The sequence below is a fragment of the Antrihabitans stalagmiti genome (genome assembly GCF_016482825.1).
Classification (GTDB): Bacteria; Actinomycetota; Actinomycetes; order Mycobacteriales; family Mycobacteriaceae; genus Antrihabitans; species Antrihabitans stalagmiti.
Map to the genome: position 1 here is coordinate 589,024 of NZ_JAEMNV010000003.1, position 22,162 is coordinate 611,185.

24 protein-coding genes are annotated in these 22,162 nt (G+C 64.2%); 20 read left to right on the forward strand and 4 right to left on the reverse strand.

All coding sequences use genetic code 11. The annotated features are described in order from the left end of the window. Positions 1-20 precede the first annotated feature (20 nt). The 3 genes from JGU71_RS11435 to JGU71_RS11445 form a co-directional block, all read right to left on the reverse strand. Positions 21-767, reverse strand: a complete 747-nt coding sequence (locus tag JGU71_RS11435; protein WP_307829630.1) for an FAD-binding oxidoreductase — start codon at positions 765-767, stop codon at positions 21-23. 7 nt (positions 768-774) lie between these two features. Beyond that, complete coding sequence (locus JGU71_RS11440; RefSeq protein ID WP_199704245.1) at positions 775-1,935, reverse strand: FAD-binding oxidoreductase; 1,161 nt, start codon at positions 1,933-1,935, stop codon at positions 775-777. A 110-nt stretch (positions 1,936-2,045) separates the two neighbouring features. Further along, complete coding sequence (locus JGU71_RS11445; RefSeq protein ID WP_199704246.1) at positions 2,046-2,702, reverse strand: enoyl-CoA hydratase-related protein; 657 nt, start codon at positions 2,700-2,702, stop codon at positions 2,046-2,048. A 40-nt stretch (positions 2,703-2,742) separates the two neighbouring features. Here JGU71_RS11445 and JGU71_RS11450 point away from each other — a divergent pair, with 40 nt between their 5' ends. From JGU71_RS11450 to JGU71_RS11495, 10 genes are all read left to right on the forward strand, one after another. After that, complete coding sequence (locus JGU71_RS11450; RefSeq protein ID WP_199704247.1) at positions 2,743-3,348, forward strand: TetR/AcrR family transcriptional regulator; 606 nt, start codon at positions 2,743-2,745, stop codon at positions 3,346-3,348. A 20-nt stretch (positions 3,349-3,368) separates the two neighbouring features. Then, entirely contained in the window at positions 3,369-3,926 is a 558-nt protein-coding gene (locus JGU71_RS11455; RefSeq protein WP_199704248.1) for a hypothetical protein, read from the forward strand. Next, positions 3,923-4,279, forward strand: a complete 357-nt coding sequence (locus JGU71_RS11460; protein WP_199704249.1) for a hypothetical protein — start codon at positions 3,923-3,925, stop codon at positions 4,277-4,279. Before JGU71_RS11455 ends, JGU71_RS11460 begins: the two co-directional genes overlap by 4 nt. 196 nt (positions 4,280-4,475) lie before the next feature. Then, the gene (gene clpB / locus JGU71_RS11465) at positions 4,476-7,025 is read left to right on the forward strand and encodes an ATP-dependent chaperone ClpB (RefSeq protein WP_199704250.1); all 2,550 of its coding nucleotides are present in this window, start codon (positions 4,476-4,478) and stop codon (positions 7,023-7,025) included. Positions 7,026-7,049: 24 nt separating this feature from the next. Then, positions 7,050-7,961: a DUF5666 domain-containing protein gene (locus JGU71_RS11470; RefSeq protein WP_199704251.1), complete on the forward strand. Its 912-nt coding sequence runs from the start codon at positions 7,050-7,052 to the stop codon at positions 7,959-7,961. 41 nt (positions 7,962-8,002) lie between these two features. Next, a complete protein-coding gene (locus JGU71_RS11475) occupies positions 8,003-8,902 on the forward strand; it encodes a TtfA family protein (protein ID WP_233529141.1) in 900 nt (299 codons plus the stop codon). Between the two features lie 60 nt (positions 8,903-8,962). Then, entirely contained in the window at positions 8,963-9,760 is a 798-nt protein-coding gene (locus JGU71_RS11480; protein ID WP_199704253.1) for an SDR family NAD(P)-dependent oxidoreductase, read from the forward strand. A 25-nt stretch (positions 9,761-9,785) separates the two neighbouring features. Further along, positions 9,786-10,319: an orotate phosphoribosyltransferase gene (gene pyrE / locus JGU71_RS11485; protein WP_199704254.1), complete on the forward strand. Its 534-nt coding sequence runs from the start codon at positions 9,786-9,788 to the stop codon at positions 10,317-10,319. Positions 10,320-10,443: 124 nt separating this feature from the next. Further along, complete coding sequence (locus JGU71_RS11490; protein ID WP_199704255.1) at positions 10,444-11,136, forward strand: helix-turn-helix domain-containing protein; 693 nt, start codon at positions 10,444-10,446, stop codon at positions 11,134-11,136. Between the two features lie 327 nt (positions 11,137-11,463). Then, the gene (locus tag JGU71_RS11495) at positions 11,464-11,886 is read left to right on the forward strand and encodes a hypothetical protein (protein ID WP_233529024.1); all 423 of its coding nucleotides are present in this window, start codon (positions 11,464-11,466) and stop codon (positions 11,884-11,886) included. A 10-nt stretch (positions 11,887-11,896) separates the two neighbouring features. On the opposite strand, the gene JGU71_RS11500 is transcribed toward JGU71_RS11495, so the two are convergent. Continuing rightward, positions 11,897-13,456 (reverse strand): metallophosphoesterase family protein, encoded by a 1,560-nt coding sequence (locus JGU71_RS11500; RefSeq protein ID WP_307829599.1) that lies wholly within the window; start codon positions 13,454-13,456, stop codon positions 11,897-11,899. Positions 13,457-13,863: 407 nt separating this feature from the next. Between JGU71_RS11500 and JGU71_RS11505 the strand changes: the two genes are divergently transcribed. The 10 genes from JGU71_RS11505 to JGU71_RS11550 are packed head-to-tail and all read left to right on the forward strand — an operon-like array spanning position 13,864 to position 22,157. After that, the gene (locus JGU71_RS11505; protein ID WP_372433148.1) at positions 13,864-14,427 is read left to right on the forward strand and encodes an MSMEG_0572/Sll0783 family nitrogen starvation response protein; all 564 of its coding nucleotides are present in this window, start codon (positions 13,864-13,866) and stop codon (positions 14,425-14,427) included. Positions 14,428-14,439: 12 nt separating this feature from the next. Further along, positions 14,440-15,501, forward strand: coding sequence for an MSMEG_0568 family radical SAM protein (locus JGU71_RS11510; RefSeq protein ID WP_199704256.1), 1,062 nt, complete (start codon positions 14,440-14,442; stop codon positions 15,499-15,501). Position 15,502: 1 nt separating this feature from the next. Next, on the forward strand, positions 15,503-16,912 hold the full coding sequence (locus JGU71_RS11515; RefSeq protein WP_199704257.1) for an MSMEG_0567/sll0787 family protein: 1,410 nt from the start codon (positions 15,503-15,505) through the stop codon (positions 16,910-16,912). Then, on the forward strand, positions 16,909-17,835 hold the full coding sequence (locus JGU71_RS11520) for a carbon-nitrogen hydrolase family protein (protein ID WP_199704258.1): 927 nt from the start codon (positions 16,909-16,911) through the stop codon (positions 17,833-17,835). Before JGU71_RS11515 ends, JGU71_RS11520 begins: the two co-directional genes overlap by 4 nt. Next, positions 17,828-18,148: an MSMEG_0570 family nitrogen starvation response protein gene (locus JGU71_RS11525; RefSeq protein WP_199704259.1), complete on the forward strand. Its 321-nt coding sequence runs from the start codon at positions 17,828-17,830 to the stop codon at positions 18,146-18,148. Before JGU71_RS11520 ends, JGU71_RS11525 begins: the two co-directional genes overlap by 8 nt. Continuing rightward, positions 18,145-19,389, forward strand: a complete 1,245-nt coding sequence (locus JGU71_RS11530) for an MSMEG_0569 family flavin-dependent oxidoreductase (protein WP_199704260.1) — start codon at positions 18,145-18,147, stop codon at positions 19,387-19,389. Before JGU71_RS11525 ends, JGU71_RS11530 begins: the two co-directional genes overlap by 4 nt. Before the next feature lie 9 nt (positions 19,390-19,398). Continuing rightward, complete coding sequence (locus JGU71_RS11535) at positions 19,399-20,250, forward strand: carbon-nitrogen hydrolase family protein (RefSeq protein ID WP_199704261.1); 852 nt, start codon at positions 19,399-19,401, stop codon at positions 20,248-20,250. Next, the gene (locus JGU71_RS11540) at positions 20,250-21,347 is read left to right on the forward strand and encodes an MSMEG_0565 family glycosyltransferase (RefSeq protein WP_199704262.1); all 1,098 of its coding nucleotides are present in this window, start codon (positions 20,250-20,252) and stop codon (positions 21,345-21,347) included. The genes JGU71_RS11535 and JGU71_RS11540 overlap by 1 nt, the downstream gene beginning before the upstream one ends. 13 nt (positions 21,348-21,360) lie before the next feature. Continuing rightward, on the forward strand, positions 21,361-21,666 hold the full coding sequence (locus JGU71_RS11545; RefSeq protein WP_199704263.1) for a hypothetical protein: 306 nt from the start codon (positions 21,361-21,363) through the stop codon (positions 21,664-21,666). Next, a complete protein-coding gene (locus tag JGU71_RS11550; RefSeq protein WP_199704264.1) occupies positions 21,663-22,157 on the forward strand; it encodes a hypothetical protein in 495 nt (164 codons plus the stop codon). The genes JGU71_RS11545 and JGU71_RS11550 overlap by 4 nt, the downstream gene beginning before the upstream one ends. Positions 22,158-22,162 lie beyond the last annotated feature (5 nt).

Below are 22,162 nucleotides of genomic sequence, written 5' to 3' on the forward strand. Positions count from 1 at the left end.
CGATCAGCCGCGAAACCCGGTCACCACGGGTCGTAGCGGATGTTCTCCATGGGTGTGCCCGATTCGGTCAGTCGATCGATCGTCGCCCGCGTCATGGCAGGGGATCCGCACACGAACACCTGGTGGTCGGCGAATGCGCCGTGAGCGCTGACGACATCGCCGAGCGTTCCTTGCAGAACTTCGTCCACGGTGAAGCCGATGTCGGACTTCGTCTGCTCGTACCACTCGTCTTTCCACGGCGGATCGAATAGATCCTCGACGACGGGAACCACGGTCAGCCACGGCAGGTCGCCGGCGAGTAGCGACAGCATGTCGGAGGCGTACAGGTCCCGTGGGCTGCGGCCACCGATGAAGAGATAGACGCGCGGCGGATCGGTGCGCCGGGCGACATCGAGTATCAACGATCGAAACGGCGCCAAACCGGTCCCGCCCGCAATCATGACCACATCGCGGCCGGTGTCGTCGATGCGAAGTCGCCCCGCCGGTTCGGTGATCTCCCAGACGTCACCCGGTGTCGTCTCGGCGACGGTCGTGCCGCTCACCCACCCCGCGGGCACCGTGCGTACGTGAAACTCGAGCTTGCCGTCCAACGACGGTGGCAATGCGGGTGACAACCGCCTCGTGACGCGTGGATGCTGTGGGACTCGCACCGAAACATATTGTCCTGCAACGAAAGGGACGACATCACCGATCAATCGGACGACGGCTAGGTCGTGCCGGAGGCGGTGATGTTCGACGACGGTTGACTTCCACACCCGGCCAAGTATGCCGGTCTCAAACCGGGTCGTGCTGGATGCGGGAAGCGGGTGTCCCTGCATCGAGAAGTGCTCGGACCGTCGACGAGATCATCGTCGGAGAGCCCGCGACCTGGATCTGCCGGTCCGACCACGAGCCGAAACTCGCGACGATGGACCCGATCTCGCCGGTCAGTCGTTGATGCATACCGAACGGCGGCTCGATCGTCGGGCCGGTGTGCCACCACGGGTCTGTGTCGAATTCGGAGATCGGGACGACGGTCAACCACGGGTTGCTCAGCGAGATCTGCCACAGCGTCCCGAGGTCGTAGAGGTCGCACGGAAAGCGGCCACCGACGAACAGGTGCACGCGGGGATTGATGCCCCGGGTTGTCATCTCCATGATCTGTGCGCGCAGCGGCGCGATCCCTGTGCCGGACCCGATCATCAGAACGTCTGCGCCGCTGGTCAAGTCGACGCGCAACCCGCCGAGCGGTGCTGCCATCGTCCACCGGTCCCCGACCTGGGTCTCGTTGACCATCGACGGACTGACCCAGCCGCCAGACACCTTGCGGACGTGAAATTCGAGTTCGCCGTAGTCGTTCGCGGGTATCGCGGGGGAGAGGTAGCGCCACATCCTCGGCCGCTGCGGCGTTCGGACCGGAAGATATTGCCCCGTGTCGTACGGGACGGGGACGTCGGCCTGGAGTCGGACGACGGCGAGATCGTCGAGGATCTTGCGATGTTCGACGACCGTCGCCTCCCAATGCGACGGCAGGTCGTCGGAGTCCGCGCCGTTCGCCATCGAGGTGACGATGAGGTCGATCACGTCGAGCCAGGCTTCGTCGATCGAGTTCGTCCAGAACGCAGGCCCGGTGTAGGCGCGCAACGCCGAGTGCAGAGCGCGGCCTGCGAGGGGATAGTGGTCGCCTTCGACACCGTACTTGCGGTGATCGCGGCCGAGTTGTTCGAGAAATCCGACAGCGCGTTCGGTGTCGTCGAGGATGTCGAGCAGGTAGGAGATTGCGGCGACGAGGCGCTCGCGCTGCATGTCCATCGCGGCCGGAAACAGCTGGCGGAGAATGGGATTCTCGCCGAAAAGGAACCCGTAGAAGCTGTTGGTGAGGCGGTCGCTGCCGTTGGTCGTCTCGGTGACCGAGCGAAAGTTGGACCGCACCTGTGCGATCGCTCGCAAGTTCACGTAGCCGACCTCCTTCCGGAGCCTCTCGGGTGTGGAAGGTACCGACTCACATTATCCACACTTCGTGTGCCGTCCCGAGAACACGCTGGCGGTGACCGCGTCAGTAGTGCTCAGACGGTGAGCAACGCTGCTTCGGCTGCACCGAACATGGTCTTCTTGATGGCGCCGAGGGTCCCCGAGTCCTTGCCGATCAGGGGCGTCGCGATCTCGATTGCGGCTCCGACAAGCGCGTCTTCGGTCGCCACGCGGTCGACCAGGGCTGCGGCCAGTGCGTCTTCGCCGCCGTAGCGTCGACCTGTCGTCATCGATGCGACGGCGGTCTGGGGAGTGGTCTTCGCCTGAATCAGTGCGGCCATGCCCGTGGTGAACGGGATGCGGATATCGACCTCGGGGAAGCAGAAGAAGCCACGGTCGGACCGCATGACGCGGAAGTCGTGGGCCATGGCGAGCATCGAGCCTGCGCCGAACGCGTGACCGTTGACGGCGGCGACGGTCGGAACGGCAAGGGTGAGCACGCGAGCGAGAACCTTCTGCACCTCGCCGACGTATTCGCCCATCTTCTCGCCGTTGGCGAGCAGCCAGTCCAGGTCGAGGCCGTTGGAGTAGAACTTGCCGCTACCCGTGGTGATCAGCGCGGTCGGCTCGCTGGCGAGGACGGTGTCGAGTCCGGCGTTGGCCGAGTCGAGCCATTCGAGCGAGAAGCGATTCTCGGTGTCGCCGAGGTTCAGGACGGCGATGTTGTCGCGGTACTCGAGTGTTGCCACCATGGCTGTGCTCCCGTTCTGTCTAGAATTCAGACTCTAGAATATGTATTCTAGAGATGTCAACGCCGAGCAGACGGGAGAAAGTATGGCTCGTGTCACCCACTCGACCGACCACCTTCTCGACTGCGCGCGCGACGTTCTGCTTGTCCGAGGCGCTCGCGCGACGACCGTATCGGCGATCGCAGAACAGGCCGGCGCTCCGACGGGTTCGATCTACCACCGCTTCAAATCGGTCGACGAGATGCTCGCACGCGCCTGGCTACGCGCTGTCCGCGGCACGCAGTCGGTGCGACCCGATGGCGCGGTCGACGCGGTCTCGATCGCGCTCGCGAACTACGACCACTGTCTCGCAAACCCGCGAGATGTTCTGCTGCTGGACACCTTTCGGCTCCGCGATGTTGCCAACCTGAGCCTGGACGACGACCTGCGCGACGAGATAGCACGCGCGAATGCGGACAGTGTGCGGCTACTGCGTGCGCTCGGCGCCGACCTCCTCGGCGGCACAGGCGCGACCGACGTCGATCTGCTGACCCTCGCCGTCGTCGATCTGCCGTTCGCGTTCGCGCAGCGCTACCTGCGCGACGGTGACGTGCCTTCGCGAGCTCGGCGCGACCGACTTCCCGCCGCGGTCAGGGCTGTGTTGGATTGAGCTTGTTATACCGTCGGACGGTGCTGAACGAGGCCGCCGCGTCCAGGTCACCGTCGCTTCGAACGGCATTTCTCGACCACTTGCGACCGCCGCACGCCGCGCCGTTTTCGGTCGGTTCGTGCGCTGTCGTCGTGGGCGAGGACGAAGCGGACCGCCTGCGAGCGGATGTGGTCGACATCGTCGCTGCTGCCCCGCGGCAGGATCAGTATCAACCGACATTCGATCTGCTCTACCGGTTGTTCGACTCTCGCGCGGTGTGCGTATTCACCCGCCCGCAGGCCTCGGCGATCGGGACTCCGCAAGCGGCCATGCGCCAGTTCGCACACTCACGCGCACTGACCGACGCTCTGGCGGCAGACGGGGTGGACCTGATCGTGACGTCCGGGCCTGTTGCGGGTACACCCTGGCTGCCTGCCGACGTCGTGACGGAGCCGCTGCTCCGCCTGCCCGACGCGGTCGGGTGGGCTTTTCAGGTCGACCTGAGCCAGCCTGAGCGCAAACCTCTGCTCGGTCGGCTGGTCGACCGAATGCGGGTGATCGACGTCGGTGAACCCTCCTCGGGGGTATCCAAGCCATGAGTGGCTTCTCTCCCGGACTGCTGCAGACCCTTTGCCTACTCCCGGTTGGTATCGGGGTGCGGATCGTCGGCATCGTCGTCGGTTTCGGGCTCGTCGCGATGTTCGAGCGGACCCGCATGCGTGGTCCGGCGATGGTCGTCGGCGACGCCGTCAGCACGTGTTCGCTGTTCCTGGCGCTGCTGCCGGTGCTGGCGGTTCCGGCAGGCCTTGCCCTCGGCGGTTACCGCGTGCTCTTCGCCGAGGGTGCCAGCACTGGGTTGTTGCTCGGATCGCTCGGCAACGCCGTACTCCTTGTGCCCTATGTGCTGATCGTCCTGTTCAGTGCCGATCAGGAGCCAAGCGACACTGCTTGAGCGGCGAATCCTGTGCGATCTCGCTCGGATTCCGAGTGCAATCACCCACTCTTGCCAGGTTCCCGAAAAGTTTCTAAAGTTGAGCGGAACAGACTCAACCTTTTGTGCGTTGTGATCTATGACAGGCTGCGGACCACCGTGGTCGGGTAGACCTGTCCACAGAACTAGTAGTCCTAAATGCAGACAGAGGTGACCAGTGGACTCGTTCAATCCCACCACCAAGACCCAGGCGGCCCTGACGGCCGCATTGCAGTCGGCGTCGTCCGCCGGCAATCCCGACATCAGGCCGGCGCATCTGCTGGTGGCGTTGTTGGATCAGACGGACGGCATCGCCGCTCCGCTGTTGAAGGCTGTCGGTGTCGATCCGGCCGCCGTTCGACGTGAGGCGCAGGTCGCCGTCGACCGGATGCCACGTGCAACCGGTGCGACGACGACGCCGCAACTCGGCCGCGAGTCGCTCGCCGCGATCACGGCCGCGCAACATCTGGCGACCGAGCTCGACGACGAGTACGTATCGACCGAGCATCTCCTCGTCGGCCTCGCTTCGGGCGATTCCGACGTCGCGAAACTGCTTGTCGCTCACGGGGCGACACCGGTTGCGCTGCGCGATGCCTTCACATCGGTGCGCGGTAGTGCCCGCGTCACCAGCCCCGATCCGGAGAGCACCTACCAGGCTCTCGAGAAATACTCGACCGACCTCACCGCACTTGCCAGGACCGGCAAGCTCGACCCGGTGATCGGACGCGACAACGAGATTCGTCGTGTCGTTCAGGTGCTTTCGCGTCGTACCAAGAACAATCCGGTCCTGATCGGCGAGCCCGGCGTCGGTAAGACGGCGATCGTCGAAGGCCTCGCCCAGCGCATCATTGCGGGCGACGTGCCGGAATCGTTGCGCGGCAAGACCCTTGTCTCGCTCGACCTCGGTTCGATGGTGGCCGGTGCGAAGTACCGCGGTGAGTTCGAGGAGCGGCTCAAGGCCGTCCTCGACGACATCAAGAATTCCGCGGGCCAGATCATCACGTTCATCGACGAGCTCCACACGATCGTCGGCGCCGGTGCGACAGGCGAATCCGCCATGGACGCAGGCAACATGATCAAGCCGATGCTTGCCCGCGGTGAGCTGCGGATGGTCGGCGCGACGACGCTGGAGGAGTACCGCAAGTACATCGAGAAGGACGCTGCGCTCGAGCGTCGGTTCCAGCAGGTGTTCGTCGGGGAGCCGAGTGTCGAGGACACGATCGGCATTCTGCGTGGACTCAAGGAGCGGTACGAGGTGCACCACGGTGTGCGCATCACCGACTCCTCGCTGGTCGCTGCGGCAACGCTGAGCGACCGCTACATCACGTCGAGGTTCTTGCCGGACAAGGCGATCGACCTCGTCGACGAGGCTGCGTCGCGCCTGCGCATGGAAATCGATTCGCGGCCCGTCGAGATCGACGAGGTCGAGCGAAGCGTGCGTCGCCTGGAGATCGAGGAGGTCGCACTCGCGAAGGAGACCGACGATGCGTCCAAGCAGCGCCTGACGAAACTCCGCCAGGAACTTGCGGATTCGCAGGAAAAGCTCAATCAGCTCAGCACCCGCTGGCAGAACGAGAAGAACGCGATCGACGTGATCCGCGATCTCAAGGAACAGCTCGAGACGCTGCGCGGAGAGTCCGAGCGGGCCGAGCGTGACGGTGACTACGGCAAGGCCGCGGAACTGCGGTACGGCCGAATCCCCGCGTTGGAGAAGGAACTTGCCGCGAAAACGGCGACCACTCCGACCAACGAGCAGGTGATGCTCAAGGAGGAGGTCGGGCCGGACGACGTCGCCGATGTCGTCGCGGCATGGACTGGCATTCCCGCCGGTCGGCTGCTCGAAGGCGAAACCGCGAAACTGCTCCGGATGGAAGACGAACTCGGCAAGCGTGTCGTCGGGCAAGCCGAAGCGGTGCAAGCTGTTTCGGACGCAGTGCGGCGCGCTAGGGCAGGCGTTGCGGATCCGAACCGGCCGACGGGGTCGTTCCTGTTCCTCGGTCCGACCGGCGTCGGCAAGACCGAGCTGGCAAAGGCGTTGGCGGGCTTTTTGTTCGACGACGAACGCGCCATGGTCCGGATCGATATGAGCGAGTACAGCGAAAAGCATTCGGTGGCAAGGCTTGTCGGTTCGCCTCCCGGTTACGTCGGCTACGACCAGGGTGGCCAGCTGACCGAGGCGGTCCGTCGACGCCCGTACACGGTCGTCCTGTTCGACGAAGTCGAGAAGGCGCACCCGGACGTGTTCGACATCCTGCTGGCTGTTCTCGACGAGGGTCGACTCACCGACGGCCAAGGTCGGACGGTGGACTTCCGCAACACGATCCTCATCCTGACGTCGAACCTCGGCGCAGGCGGCGACAAGGATCAGGTGATGACGGCGGTCCGGTCGGCGTTCAAGCCGGAGTTCATCAACCGGCTCGACGACGTCGTGATCTTCCACCCACTCACCGAGGAGCAGTTGGAAGACATCGTCGACATCCAGCTCGTGCAGCTGCAGAAGCGGTTGGCGGCTCGCCGGCTCACGCTCGATGTTTCACCGGCCGCGAAGATGTGGCTTGCGGTGCGCGGGTACGACGCCGTCTACGGTGCGCGTCCGTTGCGTCGGCTGATGCAGCAGGCGATCGGGGATCAGCTGGCGAAGCGGTTGCTCGCGGGCGACATTCACGACGGTGACACGGTGCCGGTCGGTGTCGTCGAAGATGGCAGTGCACTGGACGTCGGGAAGTAACTTCCTGGCCTACGCTGGTGAGCTATGACGAACCCGAACGATCCTCGACAGGGTCAGCCCGGTGGTCCGGGACCGTACGGTCCCGGACCGAACGGACCCGGGCCGTTCGATGCACCGACCGAGAAGTTCGGGGATCAGAACGCCGGCTACCCGCAGGGTGGCAACTACACGAACGACCCGACCGAGGCGTACGGGTCGCCGCCTGCGAATCCGACGATGGCGTACCCGACGGCCGGCTATCCGGTCGACGGGCAGTACGGGTCGTATCCGGCTGCCGAGCCGTACGACCCGAACCGTCCGCCCTACAACAGCACACAGGCATTCCCCACGTACGACGCTCAGTACGGCGGGGATCCGTACGGCCAGCAGGGTGGCTATCCACCTCCTGGTGGGCCTGGCGGTCACCAGCCGCCGGGGTCCGGTCAGCAGCCGCCACGTAAGAACAAGGTTGGTATGTGGATCGCGGTCGCAGTTGCGGCCGTTCTCGTCGTTGCCGCAGGTGTCGGCGCTGCACTGCTGTTCGGCGGTGGCGGCTCCGACGACAGCTCCAACACCGCCAGCAATTCGTCGGTGCGGCCGACTCCGAGCAGGGCGCCGACCACGCCGGGGTCGCCGTCCACCGCGGACCCGACCTTCCAGTTCCCGACGGGTTTGCAGCTCCCGAGCGGTTTGCCCGACATCGCGGGTCTCGGCGCCGCGCTCGGAACGATCACCAGCAACGACGGCTCGACGATCGAGATCGATTCGATCGACGGTTCCACAGTGACGGTCCGCACTGACAGCGATACGCAGATCATTTCGTTGAACGGTTCGAACGTGTCCGATCTGAAGGTCGGCAATTCGATCGCTGTGCAGGGCGATTCGCAGGGTGACAACGAAATTCTCGCCAAGGTCATCGTCGACACGGCGATCGACGTCGGCGGGTTCGGAAACTAGATCGGCGACCGAGACAGCTAGGGTATTGAGCGATGACCGCAATGTGGTTCGGCCTTGCAGCGATCGCACTCGTTGGTGCGGGCGCGCTCTTGTACATCGATCACATCCAGCGGCAACGGGTCGGCAGGGTGCGGCAGATCTGGGCCAAGGCGCAGGGGTACACGTACACGCCGCTCGATCCGAATCTGCCGTCCACGTGGCGCCGTGCCGCTCTGGCGAAGCAGGACTATCTGTCCGCTGTCGACATCGTCAGCGGTGTTCGACGAGGTGAGCAGTTCTTCCTGTTCGATCTGGAGGAGACGGCGACGATCGTCGCTGTCCGCCGCGAGATCGGGTCCGACGTCGACATCGATCTTCGACTCAAGTCCACACCACCGCCGCGCGACGCCGACCTCGAACTTCTCGGTGGCATCGGTCAGCGGATCATGTTCGCCACCGATCTCGATATTGCGCGGCGCGTCTGCGATCAGCGGATGGTGACGTTCACCGAGTCGCTCCCACCCAAGTTGGGAATGTTGTGGAGCGAAGGCATGTGGACATTGGGTGCGCTTCCCGTTGCGACCTCGGGTCGCGAGTGGGACACGGCGATCGACGCTGTCGCCCGGCTGTCCGGCATGTTGCACGTGCTCCCACCGGCCAGTGGGCCGCACGGTTTGGCGCAGGAAGGCCACGACCCCGGTCGGCCGAGGCCGCGTAGTGCCGAAGACGCGTCCGCCCAGACCGTTCGGGTGCCAGCACAGGGTGCTGCATTCCAGAGCGGTGACAATCACGCCCACCAGGTCCGCGACGTCAGCCAGGGCGATTCGCGCGTGATGCCACCGCCGCGGTATCCGGCGCCGGAGCGGGCGCGCCAGCAGCGGCCGCCTGCACCGCAACCGCCGGCGCCGCGCAGGCTGCCCCCGGACGACTGGTCCACTCACGACGCCGATCCGCGCCGATAGAACAGCCCGATAGTTTCAGGTCAGCCGGATCGGTTCGCGCGAGCCGCTAAGCTAGCCGCCATGTCGTCCAGCGTGCCGTCGAAATCGACGCGACCTGTCGCACTTGTCACCGGTCCTACCTCGGGTCTAGGCGCTGGTTTTGCGAACAAGCTTGCCTCCCTCGGCTACGACCTTGTGCTCGTTGCCCGCGACGAGGAGCGGCTGGCTGCGTTGGCAGCCGATCTGGACCGTCGCTACGGTGCCAAGTCCGAGATCCTGCCCGCGGATCTTGCGACAGCCGAAGGTCGAGACGACGTCGCGCGACGCCTTGACAAGGGCGTCCAATTCCTCGTCAACAACGCGGGATTCGGGCTTACCGGCGAGTTCTGGACGCTGGACCCCGAGGTGCTGCAGTCGCAACTCGATGTCAACGTCACGGCGGTCATGCAGCTGACGAGAGCCGCGTTGCCGTCGATGATCGCGTCGGCGAAGGGCCGCATCATCAACGTTGCGAGCGTCGCCGGGTTGGTGTCGGGGCGCGGGTCGACCTACTCGGCGTCCAAGGCGTACGTCATCTCGTTCACCGAGGGCCTTGCCGGTGGACTGAGCGGCACCGGCGTCGAAATTCAGGCGCTGTGCCCAGGATTCGTGCACACGGAGTTTCACGAGCGTGCGGGCATTGCGATGGACCTGCCGAAAGTGTTGTGGCTCAACGTCGATCAGGTCGTCGCGACCTCACTCGACGACCTGGAGAAGGGCAAGATTCTCAGCATCCCAGGCGTGCAGTACAAAGTGCTGACCGCGGCAAGTCGGGTGATTCCGAAGCGCGTTGTGCGCGGTATCAACAACGTCGTCGGCAAGGGCCGCGGCCGCACCTGACGCCTGCTCGCCTAAGGTTGCAGCCATGACCGAACGCGACGATCTGGCCGCGCTTGTGCGCGAATTGGCTGTTGTTCACGGCAAGGTGACACTGTCGTCGGGGAAGGAAGCCGACTACTACGTCGACCTGCGCCGAGCGACCCTGCATCACGCTGCCGCACCGCTGATCGGAAAGTTGTTGCGCGAGTTGGTATCCGACTGGGATTTCGAATCCGCCGGCGGACTCACGATGGGCGCCGATCCGGTCGCCATGGCAATCATGCACGCCGAAGGTCGTCCGATCGACGCCTTCGTCGTCCGCAAAGCCGCCAAGGCCCACGGGATGCAGCGCCAGATCGAGGGACCCGACATCGTCGGCAAACGGGTACTCGTCGTCGAAGACACGACAACGACGGGCAACTCACCGCTCACCGCGGTCAAGGCGCTGCGTGACGCCGGTGCGATCGTCGTCGGTGTCGCGACCGTCGTCGACCGGGCAACCGGAGCCGACGCCATCATCGCCGCCGAGGGGTTGGAATATCGCTCACTCCTCGGCCTGGAGGATCTGGGACTTGGCTAGCGGAGATGTGACGTCCCCGCGGGGACGTCGGGACCGGGTTCGGACGCTGGACCCGGCAAACGCATAGGACCGGCCCTCGACTGGTTTTATTTACACATATAGCCCGATAAGGGATGATATGTGTATGGCTGAGCTGACCTCGACTGCGGCTGCAGAGATTTTGGGGGTGACCCCTCGCGAAGTGCGGCGTCTTGCATCCGATGGTCAGCTTCAGGGCGCGCGACTGCTCGGTCGCACATTCGTCGTCGATGCTGAGTCGGTGCAACGGCTGGCGCAAGAGCCGCGACGTCGAGGCCGTCCGTGGAGCGAGCGGATCGCGTGGGCGGCGCTGACGATCGTCTCGGACTCGGATGCGCCATGGCTCTCGGCTGTCGAGCGGACCCGGCTGATGCACCGTCTTCGCAGGTCCAGTGTCGACGATCTGGTGTATCTCGCACGACAGCGGGCTCGGGTTCGGCGGTTTCGATGCCACACGACGATGCTGGACGACATCGCGTCCCGTGTCGTGCCAACTGGTGGGTCGGCGCTCCACGTTGACAACCTTCGAAAGTGGGGCCTGACGCCTGCGCAGAAACACTTGGACGCGTACCTGCCGGTCGGCGACGTCGACGCGCTTACGGAAAGATTTGCGTTGGTCGACGATGCTGCGGGGAACGTGACGCTGAGGGGGGTTGCTTGTGTCGACGTATTCGCCCGCGGACGTCCACCGCTGGCTGCTGTCGCTCTGGACCTTGCCGATTCGTTGAACACCCGCGAACGGGCGGCAGGACTGCGTGAGCTCGGGTCGCTGCACTCGGCGGTGTTCGGGCGTGGCTGATTCGGACCGCCCGTTGTGGCATGTTCCCGCTCCGGCCGGTGGGTGGGGTCCACCGTGGCCCCAGGTGGTCGAAATCGGCCGAGTACTGCCCGGTGACCGATGGACGCTGGTCGGCGGTCTCATGGTGCAGCTACACGCAATACACGCGGGTCTACCGCTGGAGCGAGTGACCGTCGATGTGGACATGGTGCTGCATATCGAAACCGGTGCAACAACTTTCGGCCAGGCACGCGTGGCACTGGAAGCATCGGGTACGAATTGCACTATCCGGCAGCGCGAAAGAATCCTGTACACAGGTTCGCGCGCGGCGAGGATCGGGTCGACGTCATGGTCGCCGATCATCTCGCGCCGAAGCATATTCCGAAAGTCGCTGGCCGCGAGGTCTTCCGGATCCCGGCGGGGACTTCTGCGCTCCGTAAGACGGTCAATTGCGTGGTTCAGTTCGAGCCGAATGCCGCGACCACGCTGAGCGTGCCTGATGCCTTGGGTGCACTGATCCTCAAAGGTGCTGCCTATAAGGAGGATTCGCGGGATCGAGGTCGGCACCTGGACGACGCAGCACTGCTTGCCTGCGCAATTGATTCACCCGTGTTCGAAGCCGGTCGATTGGAGGGAAACGACCGCGGCCGAATTCGAGTGCTTGCCGACCAACTGCGGGATCCAGCACACCGATCATGGCTACTGCTGCCCAGGACACTGCGCGAACAAGGTTGGGCTGCACTGTCAGTGCTGGCACGGGATCCGTCGTGAGTCGCAAGCCTCAGCCTTCGGCACTCACCCGGCGTGGCAGGTCGGCGGGCAGCGTGAAGTCGACGACGAACTCGCCGGATCCGGCTTCGTAGCGATTCTGCGGGTCGAAGCGTTCCGGGTGGAACGAGCCGAGTGTCGGGGAATGGGTTGTCACAGCCAGCTTTCCTGCGTCGATGTCGAACTGCAGCATGCGCTGAAAACCCGTCCGCCGCTCGCCCTCGACCTCGAAGTATTGGTAGTCCGAAAGTAGTTGCGTGACGGTTCGGCCGTCTCTACCGACGTTGTGGTCGATGACAGTCGCTTGTCCGTCGATGTGGCCCGAGAGCACCATGAACACCGAATCGTAGGGCTTCACAAGCCGATTCCAGATCTGCGCGCCCGAACTCGCGTGGATGTCGCTGAATCCCATGTTTGGTTTGTCGCCGAACTCGTTCAAGTAGTAGTGCGTACCGATCACGGTGTTGTGATCGGGATGATCGTCGAGAACGCCTTCTGCCCAACGCATCACCTTGTCCGGCGGGTTGTAGCCGAGGTAAAGCATCAGAAACTTGGCGCCGGCAATGTCGATCAGGTCGTAGTGCGCCGAATTGTCCTCGTCGGTGAACGAATCACCCCAGTACGGGCGATCCTGGTAGCGCTGTGGCCCGAAGAATTCGTTGTACAACGCGTGGTTCTTCTCGTGCTCGCCAGGGATCATCCGACCGGCCGCGTTCCACAGGTTGTCGTGGTTACCCGGCAGCACGCCGTGCGGTATACCGGCGTCCTCCAGGATCTTCATCGACTCGCTGGCGACTTCGAACTCTTTGCGCGCCGCATCTTCCGGGCGACCGGGCCGAATATGACTCTGCACGAGATCACCGGTGTGCATGGAGTACGCAACCTTGTATTTCTCGGCATTGTCGACGGTCCACTGCGTCATCGACTCGTACACCTCGGGATCGTCACGGCTGATGTACTGGGTGTCGGTGATGTGTTGCAAGGCGAAGTCGTACGACTCGGGGTTGGCAAACTGCTCGTCCGGCACCGCGTTTCGCGTCTCGAAACCTTCATCGATACGCGGACTGTCGATCACAAGTACTGCCGCAGTGCCGCTTTCGAAGCGCTCCGACCCGGTGACCTTGGCGGACAGTTCGACCACGCCGCCTGGCGTGACCGGCGTAGCGGCCGCAACGGGTGTACCCCATGTCTGTGCCACCGCGTCCCAGACGTGCATCGCGATGTCGTTCCGATTGACCGACCGGCCACGCCACGACATGGTCGCAGCGTCGGTCCCGGGAGTGAACTTGACCGTGTAGCGCAGATAGGGGAACTCGTCGGTACCGGTGGTGGCGAGGGTCGACGCCGAGGTTTCGTCGAAGCCGATTCTGCTATCGGGAGCCGAGGTCTCGCTGATCCCCGCGACCATCGTCGACGACAGCGGCGCAGGATCGGCAACCAGCCCGATGGCTGGTATCTCGACGGCAGGCTGCGGAATGGGATCGTCGCCGCCGCGCGCGAGGGTATCGGCACCGACGCTGTTCACGACAACGAACACCGCGACGATTCCGCCGGTCCGCCAGGTGCTCTTCACTCCTTCGAGCGTACCGGCGCAAATCCGGATTCGACTGATATGTCCGATCCGTATTTGTTCCGGACTCGGGTGTGAACGTCCGTTGCGTCGATGTTACGGCGGGCTGCGCACGCAAACCTCGGTCGTAAAACCGCTTTGGCTGGTCGCCAGGACTTGTGTTACACGGCGAATAACTCGACCTGTCGGCCGTCTACTGCGCAATCCTAACAAGCCACTAAATACGTTGCAGCACAACATGATTCAACAACTCGACGACCGCACAACCCGTGAGCTTTCCGTCATCTGCACTTGTTCCCAATGTGACCAGACGGCAATACGCGAGGCGTGAAATTTAGCAATCAGGGCAAGGTTGCCCACTCCCCGCTTCCCAGACCTTCAGCTACATCGCATCGTTCCAGGAGGAACCAGTGTCCGCACCGACGACCACCACAACCACACCCACCGCCCTCGCCGAGATCGAGCAGGCCATCGAAGCGAACATCACGAAGTCGCTCGCCGAGATTCCGCACCCGTCGCTGCCGAAGGGCACCAACATCTACGGGTCGACGAAGATCTTCCCCGACTACAAGGCGGAGTCGGGCGAAAGCTACTTCACCCTCGTGCACGGCATTGCACACGAATCGTCGGTGAGCTTCGTCGCGGTACTGCAGGCCACCCGCGCGCTGCGCAAAGGCTTCGAGTCGGCGATCTACTTCTACGGACCCGGCGCTATCAACGCCATCGCCAACCGCGGCTTCCCGACCACGGGCGACAGCGGCTTTCCTGGCGAGCAGAACATCAACGACGCACTCGCCGCATTTATCAAGGAAGGCGGCAAGGTGTTCGCCTGCCGCTTCGGCTTGGCATTACACGGCGCACGCGAAGAAGACTTGATCGAGGGCGTCATCCCGGCGCATCCGCTCGACGTACAGGACGCGTTGATCCACTACGCACGCAAGGGCGCGATCATCAACTCCACCTATCAGGTCTGAGGTCGGACCGATATGAGCGACGTGTCGACGCGAGTAGACATTGCACTACTCGGTATTCGTGGCGGTTCGACTCCGGTGCACCGTCGTTCGGGCGCTGGACCGAGCGACGACGGGCATGTGCTGATCGGGGGATTCGGTGCAGCACTGCCGATTCGATCCGACAGCCCCTACTCCCTTGCCGGCAACAAACTGCTCCTCGACGGCGCTGATATCGGGATGGAAATCGAGCCGATCGGTCGTCCGAAGTTCTACGACCTGCAGACGGCAGACGGAGTTTCCTACGAGAAGATCGCGAAACTGCACGGCTCGAATGTTCTTGCCACGACGGTTGTGCAGACGTGCATCCGCTACGGCGAGGACGAGCGGTGCAGGTTCTGCTCGATCGAGGCGTCGCTGGCGGCGGGATCCACCATTGCGGTCAAACGCCCCGACCAGTTGGCGGAGGTTGCCGAGGCAGCGGTCCGGCTCGACGGTGTCACGCAGCTGGTCATGACAACGGGGACGTCGGCGGCCAAGGATCGTGGCGCGCGGCATCTGGCGCGCTGCGTCCGAGCAGTCAAAGCGGTTGTGCCGCAGCTACCTATCCAAGTTCAATGCGAACCGCCCGGTGATCTGGCCACCATTTCCGAGCTGCGCGAGGCGGGTGCCGATGCCATCGGCATCCATGTCGAGTCGCTCGACGACGACGTCCGCCGACAGTGGATGCCGGGTAAGGCGACAGTCCCGATGAGCGAATATCGCGCTGCGTGGGCGGAAGCCGTTCGGGTGTTCGGACGCAACCAGGTGTCGACGTATCTCCTTGTCGGTCTCGGCGAGGATCCGGACGAGCTGGCTTCCGGTGCAGCGGAACTCATCGACATGGGTGTCTACCCGTTCGTCGTTCCGTTTCGTCCGCTTGGCGGCACCCTCGCTGTCGACGTCGATCATGCGTCGGCACCCAACAGGGATGTGCTCGAAGACGTGACAAGGCGGGTGGCCAAGGAGTTGCAACACGCCGGAATGCTCGGCTCCGATCAGCGAGCGGGTTGCGCTGCATGCGGTGCCTGCAGCGTCCTTTCGAGCGCAGGAGGCTGACATGACGATCACAACCGCCGATTTCAGTGTGCTGACGGGGCCGGCACGCACCTCCCACGATGCGCCCGGCTATCTGATTCGAGTGGCGGGGGCTCGTGAGTCCGCGGCCTACCGCACGCTGCGGCACGAGTCGTTCGTCGCGCAGCAGCAACTGTTTTCGGGCAGTGATGCCGACGACATCGACGACGATCCCCGGACCCGGGTGCTCGTGGCGGTGGCGCACGACGGAACTGTGCTCGGCGGGGTCAGGTTGGCACCCGCGACTGCCGTCGACCTCGGTTGGTGGACGGGCAGCCGACTCGTCGTCGACGAGGGGCGGCGTAAGGGAACCGTCGGTCCAGCGTTGGTACAGGCAGCGTGCGCCTATGCAGAGTCCAATCACGTGTTGCGTTTCGAGGCGACCGTTGCCCTGCGGTACGAGGGTATGTTCACCCGGCTCGGGTGGGTGCGGCTCGGCGATGTCGAGATCGCCAGGGCGCCGCACGTGCATATGCGCTGGCCGATCGACCGCGTCGAACGAATCGTCGCCGCCACCAAAGCGCTACTGGCCGGCGTGCTCGCACCGCTGCGTGAGCAGTCGACGGCATTGGGTGGCAACGGTTTCAGAGGTGACGATGGTGCACCGGTACCAGGTACCGACCTGATCGCGGCATGTGACGCCATCATTCCGTCGATGGTGCAGCGCGATCCGGAATGGGCAGGGTGGTGCGCCGCCCTGGTCAATCTGAACGATCTCTCGGCGATGGGCGCCGAACCTGTCGGCCTGCTCGACGCGGTCGGTGCGCCCAACCACTCGATCCTGACGAGAGTTGTGCGCGGACTTGCCAAGGCCAGCGCGACCTGGGGAGTCCCGGTGCTCGGCGGTCACACGCAATTGGGCGTTCCGGCAGCGCTTTCCGTCACAGCTCTCGGTCGTACCGCGAATCCCGTTCGTGGCGGCGGCGGCAAACTCGGCGACGAGCTACGGCTCACGGCCGACCTCGACGGGGGCTGGCGGCCGGGATATCAAGGTCAGCAGTGGGATTCGACGTCGACGCGGTCCAGCGTGGAGTTGCGGGCAATGGGACGTTTCGTAGCCGACACCGCACCGCACGCCGCCAAGGACGTCAGCATGGCCGGATTGGCAGGCACCACAGGGATGCTCGCTGAGGCGAGTGGACTCGGCGCCGAACTCGAGGTTGCACGGATACCGCGGCCGACCGATGCCACCCTCGGCGAATGGATCACCTGCTTTCCCGGGTTCGCCATGATCACAGCAGACCGGCCGGGCGCTCGGGTAGCGCCTGCCGGACCGGCCCACAGCGCAGTATGCGGCCGCCTCACCACAACGCCAGGAGTCAGCCTCCGCTGGCCCGATGGCGCAACGACATTCGCGGTGCACAGCACCGTTACTGGATTGGGAGCATCATGAAAAACGTCACGATATCGGTGGCGGCCGCCGAATTCGGCCGCGACATGGAGGCGGGATACCGCACCATCGCCAATCTCGTTGCTACAGCGCGGGAACGCGGCAGCCAACTGTTGGTCCTTCCCGAAGCCTGCCTCGGCGGATACCTGCCGAGCCTCGGCGGCGGGGACGAGAGCGACGAGGCAAAGGCACGTCGGCTTCGAAGCCTGCCACCTGCACTCGAATTGGACGGCCCCGAACTGCGCCGGGTGATCGACATGGCAGGCGACCTGGTGATCACACTGGGGTTCTGTGAAGCAGACGGCGACGTGCGATACAACACCGCCGTCACATTGAGCGGCGACGGCATCCTCGGTTCCTACCGCAAGGTGCATCAGCCACTCGGCGAAAACCTCTGTTACGCAGCGGGAGACACCTATCGAGCCTTCGACACTCCGGTGGGCCGGATGGGTATGCAGATCTGCTACGACAAGGCCTTCCCCGAGGCAGCACGGTTGCTTGCGCTCGACGGCGCAGAGATCGTCACATCGCTGTCGGCCTGGCCGACGTCGCGCACTGCGACGGTCGAGAATCTGGAAGACGACCGCTGGAAGCAGCGCTTCGACATCTTCGATCGGGCACGGGCTGTCGAAAACCAGATCGTGTGGGTTGCCGCGAATCAGGCAGGGACATTCGGATCGCTACGGTTCGTGTGCAGCGCGAAGATCGTCGGGCCGGGTGGCGAGATCCTCGCTACGACAGGAGTCGAACCCGGACTTGCCACTGCGACAGTCGATGTGGCGGAAGTCCTCGGCCTCGCCCGCGGTGGCGGCATGTACAACCTCCGTGATCGCCGACCCGACCTCTACCACGACGTGATCGCCGAATTCGGCGTCGTCGGCCAACCCGGGATCCCGAACGAGGTTCTGGAGACCGTCAATGCCTGAGATGACGTTTGTCGTGCAGTGGCCCGGCGGTCGCACCCAATCCTGCTACTCGCCGTCGCTCGTGATGCACGACTACCTCGAGGTCGGAAGAAGCTATTCGACAACAGAATTCGTTCGTCGCGCCGCGCAGGCGCTGAACGAGGCGAGCGAACGGGTACGCGCGAAGTACGGCGTGTACTGCACGTCGGCGCTGGCGCAACTCGACGAGATCCACGCGGCAGAACGGGTTTCGGAGCCCGGCGACGTGCTCGTTCTGTCGATGACCGGACAACTTCCCACGGATGCAACTTCGCTGAACGGAATCGCACGATGACACAACATCATGAGGTCGTCGTGATCGGCGGCGGCCAGGCCGGGCTGTCGATCAGCTGGCATCTGACGCGGCGTGGTGTCGACCACGTGGTACTCGAACGCGACACCATCGCCCACGAGTGGCTCGACAGCCGTTGGGACAACTTCACTTTGGTCACCCCGAACTGGCAGTGCGCACTTCCCGGCTACTCCTACGCAGGCGACGATCCGCACGGGTTTATGAAGCGCCAGCAGGTGTACGAGTTCGTGCGCGGCTATGCGTCGAGTTTCGATGCTCCGGTTCGTGAAGGCGTTGCGGTGACGTCGGTCCGGCAGTCGATGCACGGCGGCTACGAGCTCGATACGACGGCTGGCACGCTGCATGCCGGTCAGGTCGTCGTCGCGGTTGGTGGCTATCACATACCGACCATTCCGCGTTTCGCCGAGAAGCTACCCGCAACGATCCAGCAGTTGCATTCGTCGCAATATCGCTGCAGCGCAGACCTTCCCGTCGGTGATGTGATGGTCGTCGGGACCGGACAATCCGGCGCCCAGATCGCGGAGGACCTGCACCTCGATGGCCGAAAGGTCCATCTGGTTGCGGGCAACGCACCCCGGGTTGCGCGCTTCTATCGTGGTCGGGACTGCGTAGCGTGGCTACAGGACATGGGGCACTACGACGTACCGATCGACGATCAACCGGGCGGATTGGGCAAGCGTGAGAACACAAATCACTATGTGACAGGTCGTGACGGTGGCCGCGATATCGATCTGCGTCAGTTCGCGCTAGAGGGGATGTCGCTCTACGGCAGGATGATCGATGTAGTGGACGGCACGATGACGTTTGCCCCGACACTGGAAGCGTCGCTCGACGCTGCCGACGCCGTCGCGGAAAGTATCAAAGATTCGATCGACGCCTACATCGAGCGCGAGGGTATCGATGCACCCCTCGAAGCGAGGTACGTCCCTGTGTGGCGTCCCGAACACGAGCAGACCGAACTGGACCTTGCAGCGTCGAACATCGGCTCGATCGTGTGGTCGGTCGGCTTCCGGACCGACTACGGCTGGCTTCGTGTCGGTGTATTCGACGGCGAGGGGCATCCGTGCCACAACCGCGGGGTGACCGCGGTGCAGGGTCTCTTCTTCCTCGGTCTGCCCTGGCAACACACCTGGGGGTCAGGCAGATTCGCCGCGGTTGCTCGCGACGCGGAGTTTCTCGCGGATCGTATCGGCGTTCGGGTACGCGACACGGCCGCGGCGTAGGGGATTCGCGTGGGGACAACTCGGATTGCGGCGCTGGCAGGACATTTCGGCCCGGACATCGGCCGGGCGTTGGAGAAACTCGGCGGCATCCTCGAGCGGCTCGCCGCCGAAGAGGTCGATCTCCTCGTGCTGCCGGACGCGACCCTCGGTGGGTACATCGGCGATCTGCGCAACCCCGATCCCGCGTCGATACCGCCCGCTATCGATCCGTACGGACCCGAGATCCGGATGCTCTGCTCATGGGCGCGGGACATGACCGTCTGCATCGGATTCACCGAGTCGGCCGGGGGTCTGCGCTACAACGCCGCGACCTGTCTCACCGGTGACGGGATCCTCGGTCACCACCGCAAGGTGCACCAGCCTGCAGGCGAACATCTCGCGTACGCAGCGGGTTCGGGGTTCACAGCTTTCGATACGCCGGTCGGCCGAATGGGAATGCTGATCGACTACGACAAAACGTTTCCCGAGTCTGCAAGAACGCTGGCACTGGACGGCGCGACCACCATCGCTGCGCTGTCGGCGTGGCCGGCGAGCGTCACCGATCGCGCATCGAGGATGCCGAACGATCGGCAGGCGCGGTTGTTCGACCTGTACGACATGGCCCGCGCAGCAGAGAACCAAGTGGTGTTGGCGTCGTCGAATCAGACCGGAGTGACCGGCTCGTTGCGGTTTCTCGGCCAGGCGAAGGTGGTCGGTCCTGGTGGTGACGTTCTTGCGAAGACCTGGTCGAAAGGTGGTCTCGCAGTTGCGGATATCGACATCGAGCGAGAAGTCGAGCGCGCGCGCCGCGTGTTGCGTCATCTCGAGGAACGACGCGTCGACACCTATCACAACCTGCTGGACGAGAAGGCAGCCCGTTGATGCGGATCGCTCTACTGACCTACTCGACGAAACCCCGTGGTGGCGTGGTTCATACGCTGAATCTGGCCGAGGCGCTGAGCCGTGCGGGTGCCGATGTGACGGTGTGGAGTTTGGCGCGTGGCGGCGACGTCGGCTTCTTTCGCGAGGTCGGGCACGGCGTGCGGACGGAGCTCGTTCGGTTCGAACCCATCGACTCCGAGACGGTCGGTGAGCGGATCCTGCGTTCTATCAGATTGCTGCGCAACGCGTTTCAAGAAGAGAGTTACGACATCGTCCACGCGCAGGACTGCATCAGCGCCAATGCGGTGGGACGCTGCATCCGTACCATCCACCACCTCGATCAATTCACCACACCTGAGCTGATCGCCTGCCACGAACGTGCGATCACAACGCCGTATGCGCGGATCTGCGTGTCTGCGGCAGTCGCGGAGGAGGTGCGGCAAGGGTGGGGATTCGACGCGACGGTGATTCCGAACGGCGTCGACTCCGCCAAGTTCGCCGCAGCGGCGGGCGCGGATCCCGTTGCGGTGCAGAAGCGGTCGGCATGGCAGTCGAAACTCGGCAGGTACGTCTTGGCGGTCGGTGGCATCGAGCCACGCAAGGGCAGCATCGACCTGCTCGACGCGTTCGCGCAGCTGTCTCCGCACGTGCCCGACCTCACCCTCGTCTTCGCCGGTGGTGAGACGTTGTTCGACTACCGGGACTATCGAGCGCGGTTCGAGCAACGCGCAGCCGACCTGGGCATCCAACCGATCGTGCTGGGTGCAGTGGCCGACGACGAGTTGCCAGCCCTCGTTGCGGGAGCCGCGGTACTGCCGTTCTTCTCGACGAAGGAGGGTTTCGGTCTCGCTGCGATGGAAGCGCTCGCGGCAGGTGTCCCCGTTGTCGCGCGTGATCTGCCCGTTCTACGGGAGGTGTTCGGCGACGCCGTCGATTACGTCGCCGAGATCGACGACATGGCGACCGCCTTACGTGGCGCGCTGCAGCCCGATCCGAGCAGACAACAGCGTGGACGGGCACTCGCCGAGCGCTTCAGCTGGGACGACGCAGCGGCGGCACACCTGCAGTTCTACGCGGCGAGCGTCGCCATTCACTAGTGTTGGTTGTCTGATGACTGCTGATCCTCGTGCCGAGCTGCTTGCGGTGTTCGACGACCTGCGCGCACTACTGTCGCAACCGGACAACGACTTCTCCTGGTCGTCGTGGTTCGGAGCCGACGACGCGCTTGCCGAGGTCGACGAGATCAGCGCCGCCATCCGAGCAGCCCGAACTGCCGCCGACCTGCCGAAGTTCGAGATCCGGTCGCTGTTCGTCCCCACCGGACCTGTGCAAGAGGTGAGCCTGTCCAGCGGTTGGGGGGCGCGCTTTCTCACCCTGGCCGACCGCTGCGACGCGGCGCTCGAGGCCACGTCATGAAACTGGACCGTCGCGTCAACGAATCGTTGGCAGGCATGGGTGAACCCGGCTTCGATCTGGTCGGTCGCACGCCAGGCGTGCAGATTCTTCGAGTGCTGTTTCTGCCCACCTTCCACCGTGACGTCCTGATCACGATCGAGGCGGCGGAGACGGTGGCTCGGCTGGCATGCGTCACGGGTCCACCGCGGTCGCATCGTTCCGACGATGTGTTGGCTGCCGACGAATTCGACGTTGTGTGGGCAGCGTCGGAGGCCGTAACAGACGCCGCGACAAAGCCTTCCGAGGATTGGCTGCGTGACGGTATGCCGGTTCGAGTCGATATCGAGGATGCGCTCGGGCGACGATCTGTAACGTGTGGCAACGACGCTGGCCGCGGCGAGATCGGCGAACTCGTTGCCGAACTGCTCGCCAAGGTCCGTCGACATCTACCTGATCACGAGTTGGATCAGGCATTGTCCGACGTCGAGCGTTACCTGACCCACGACGATTGAGGTGC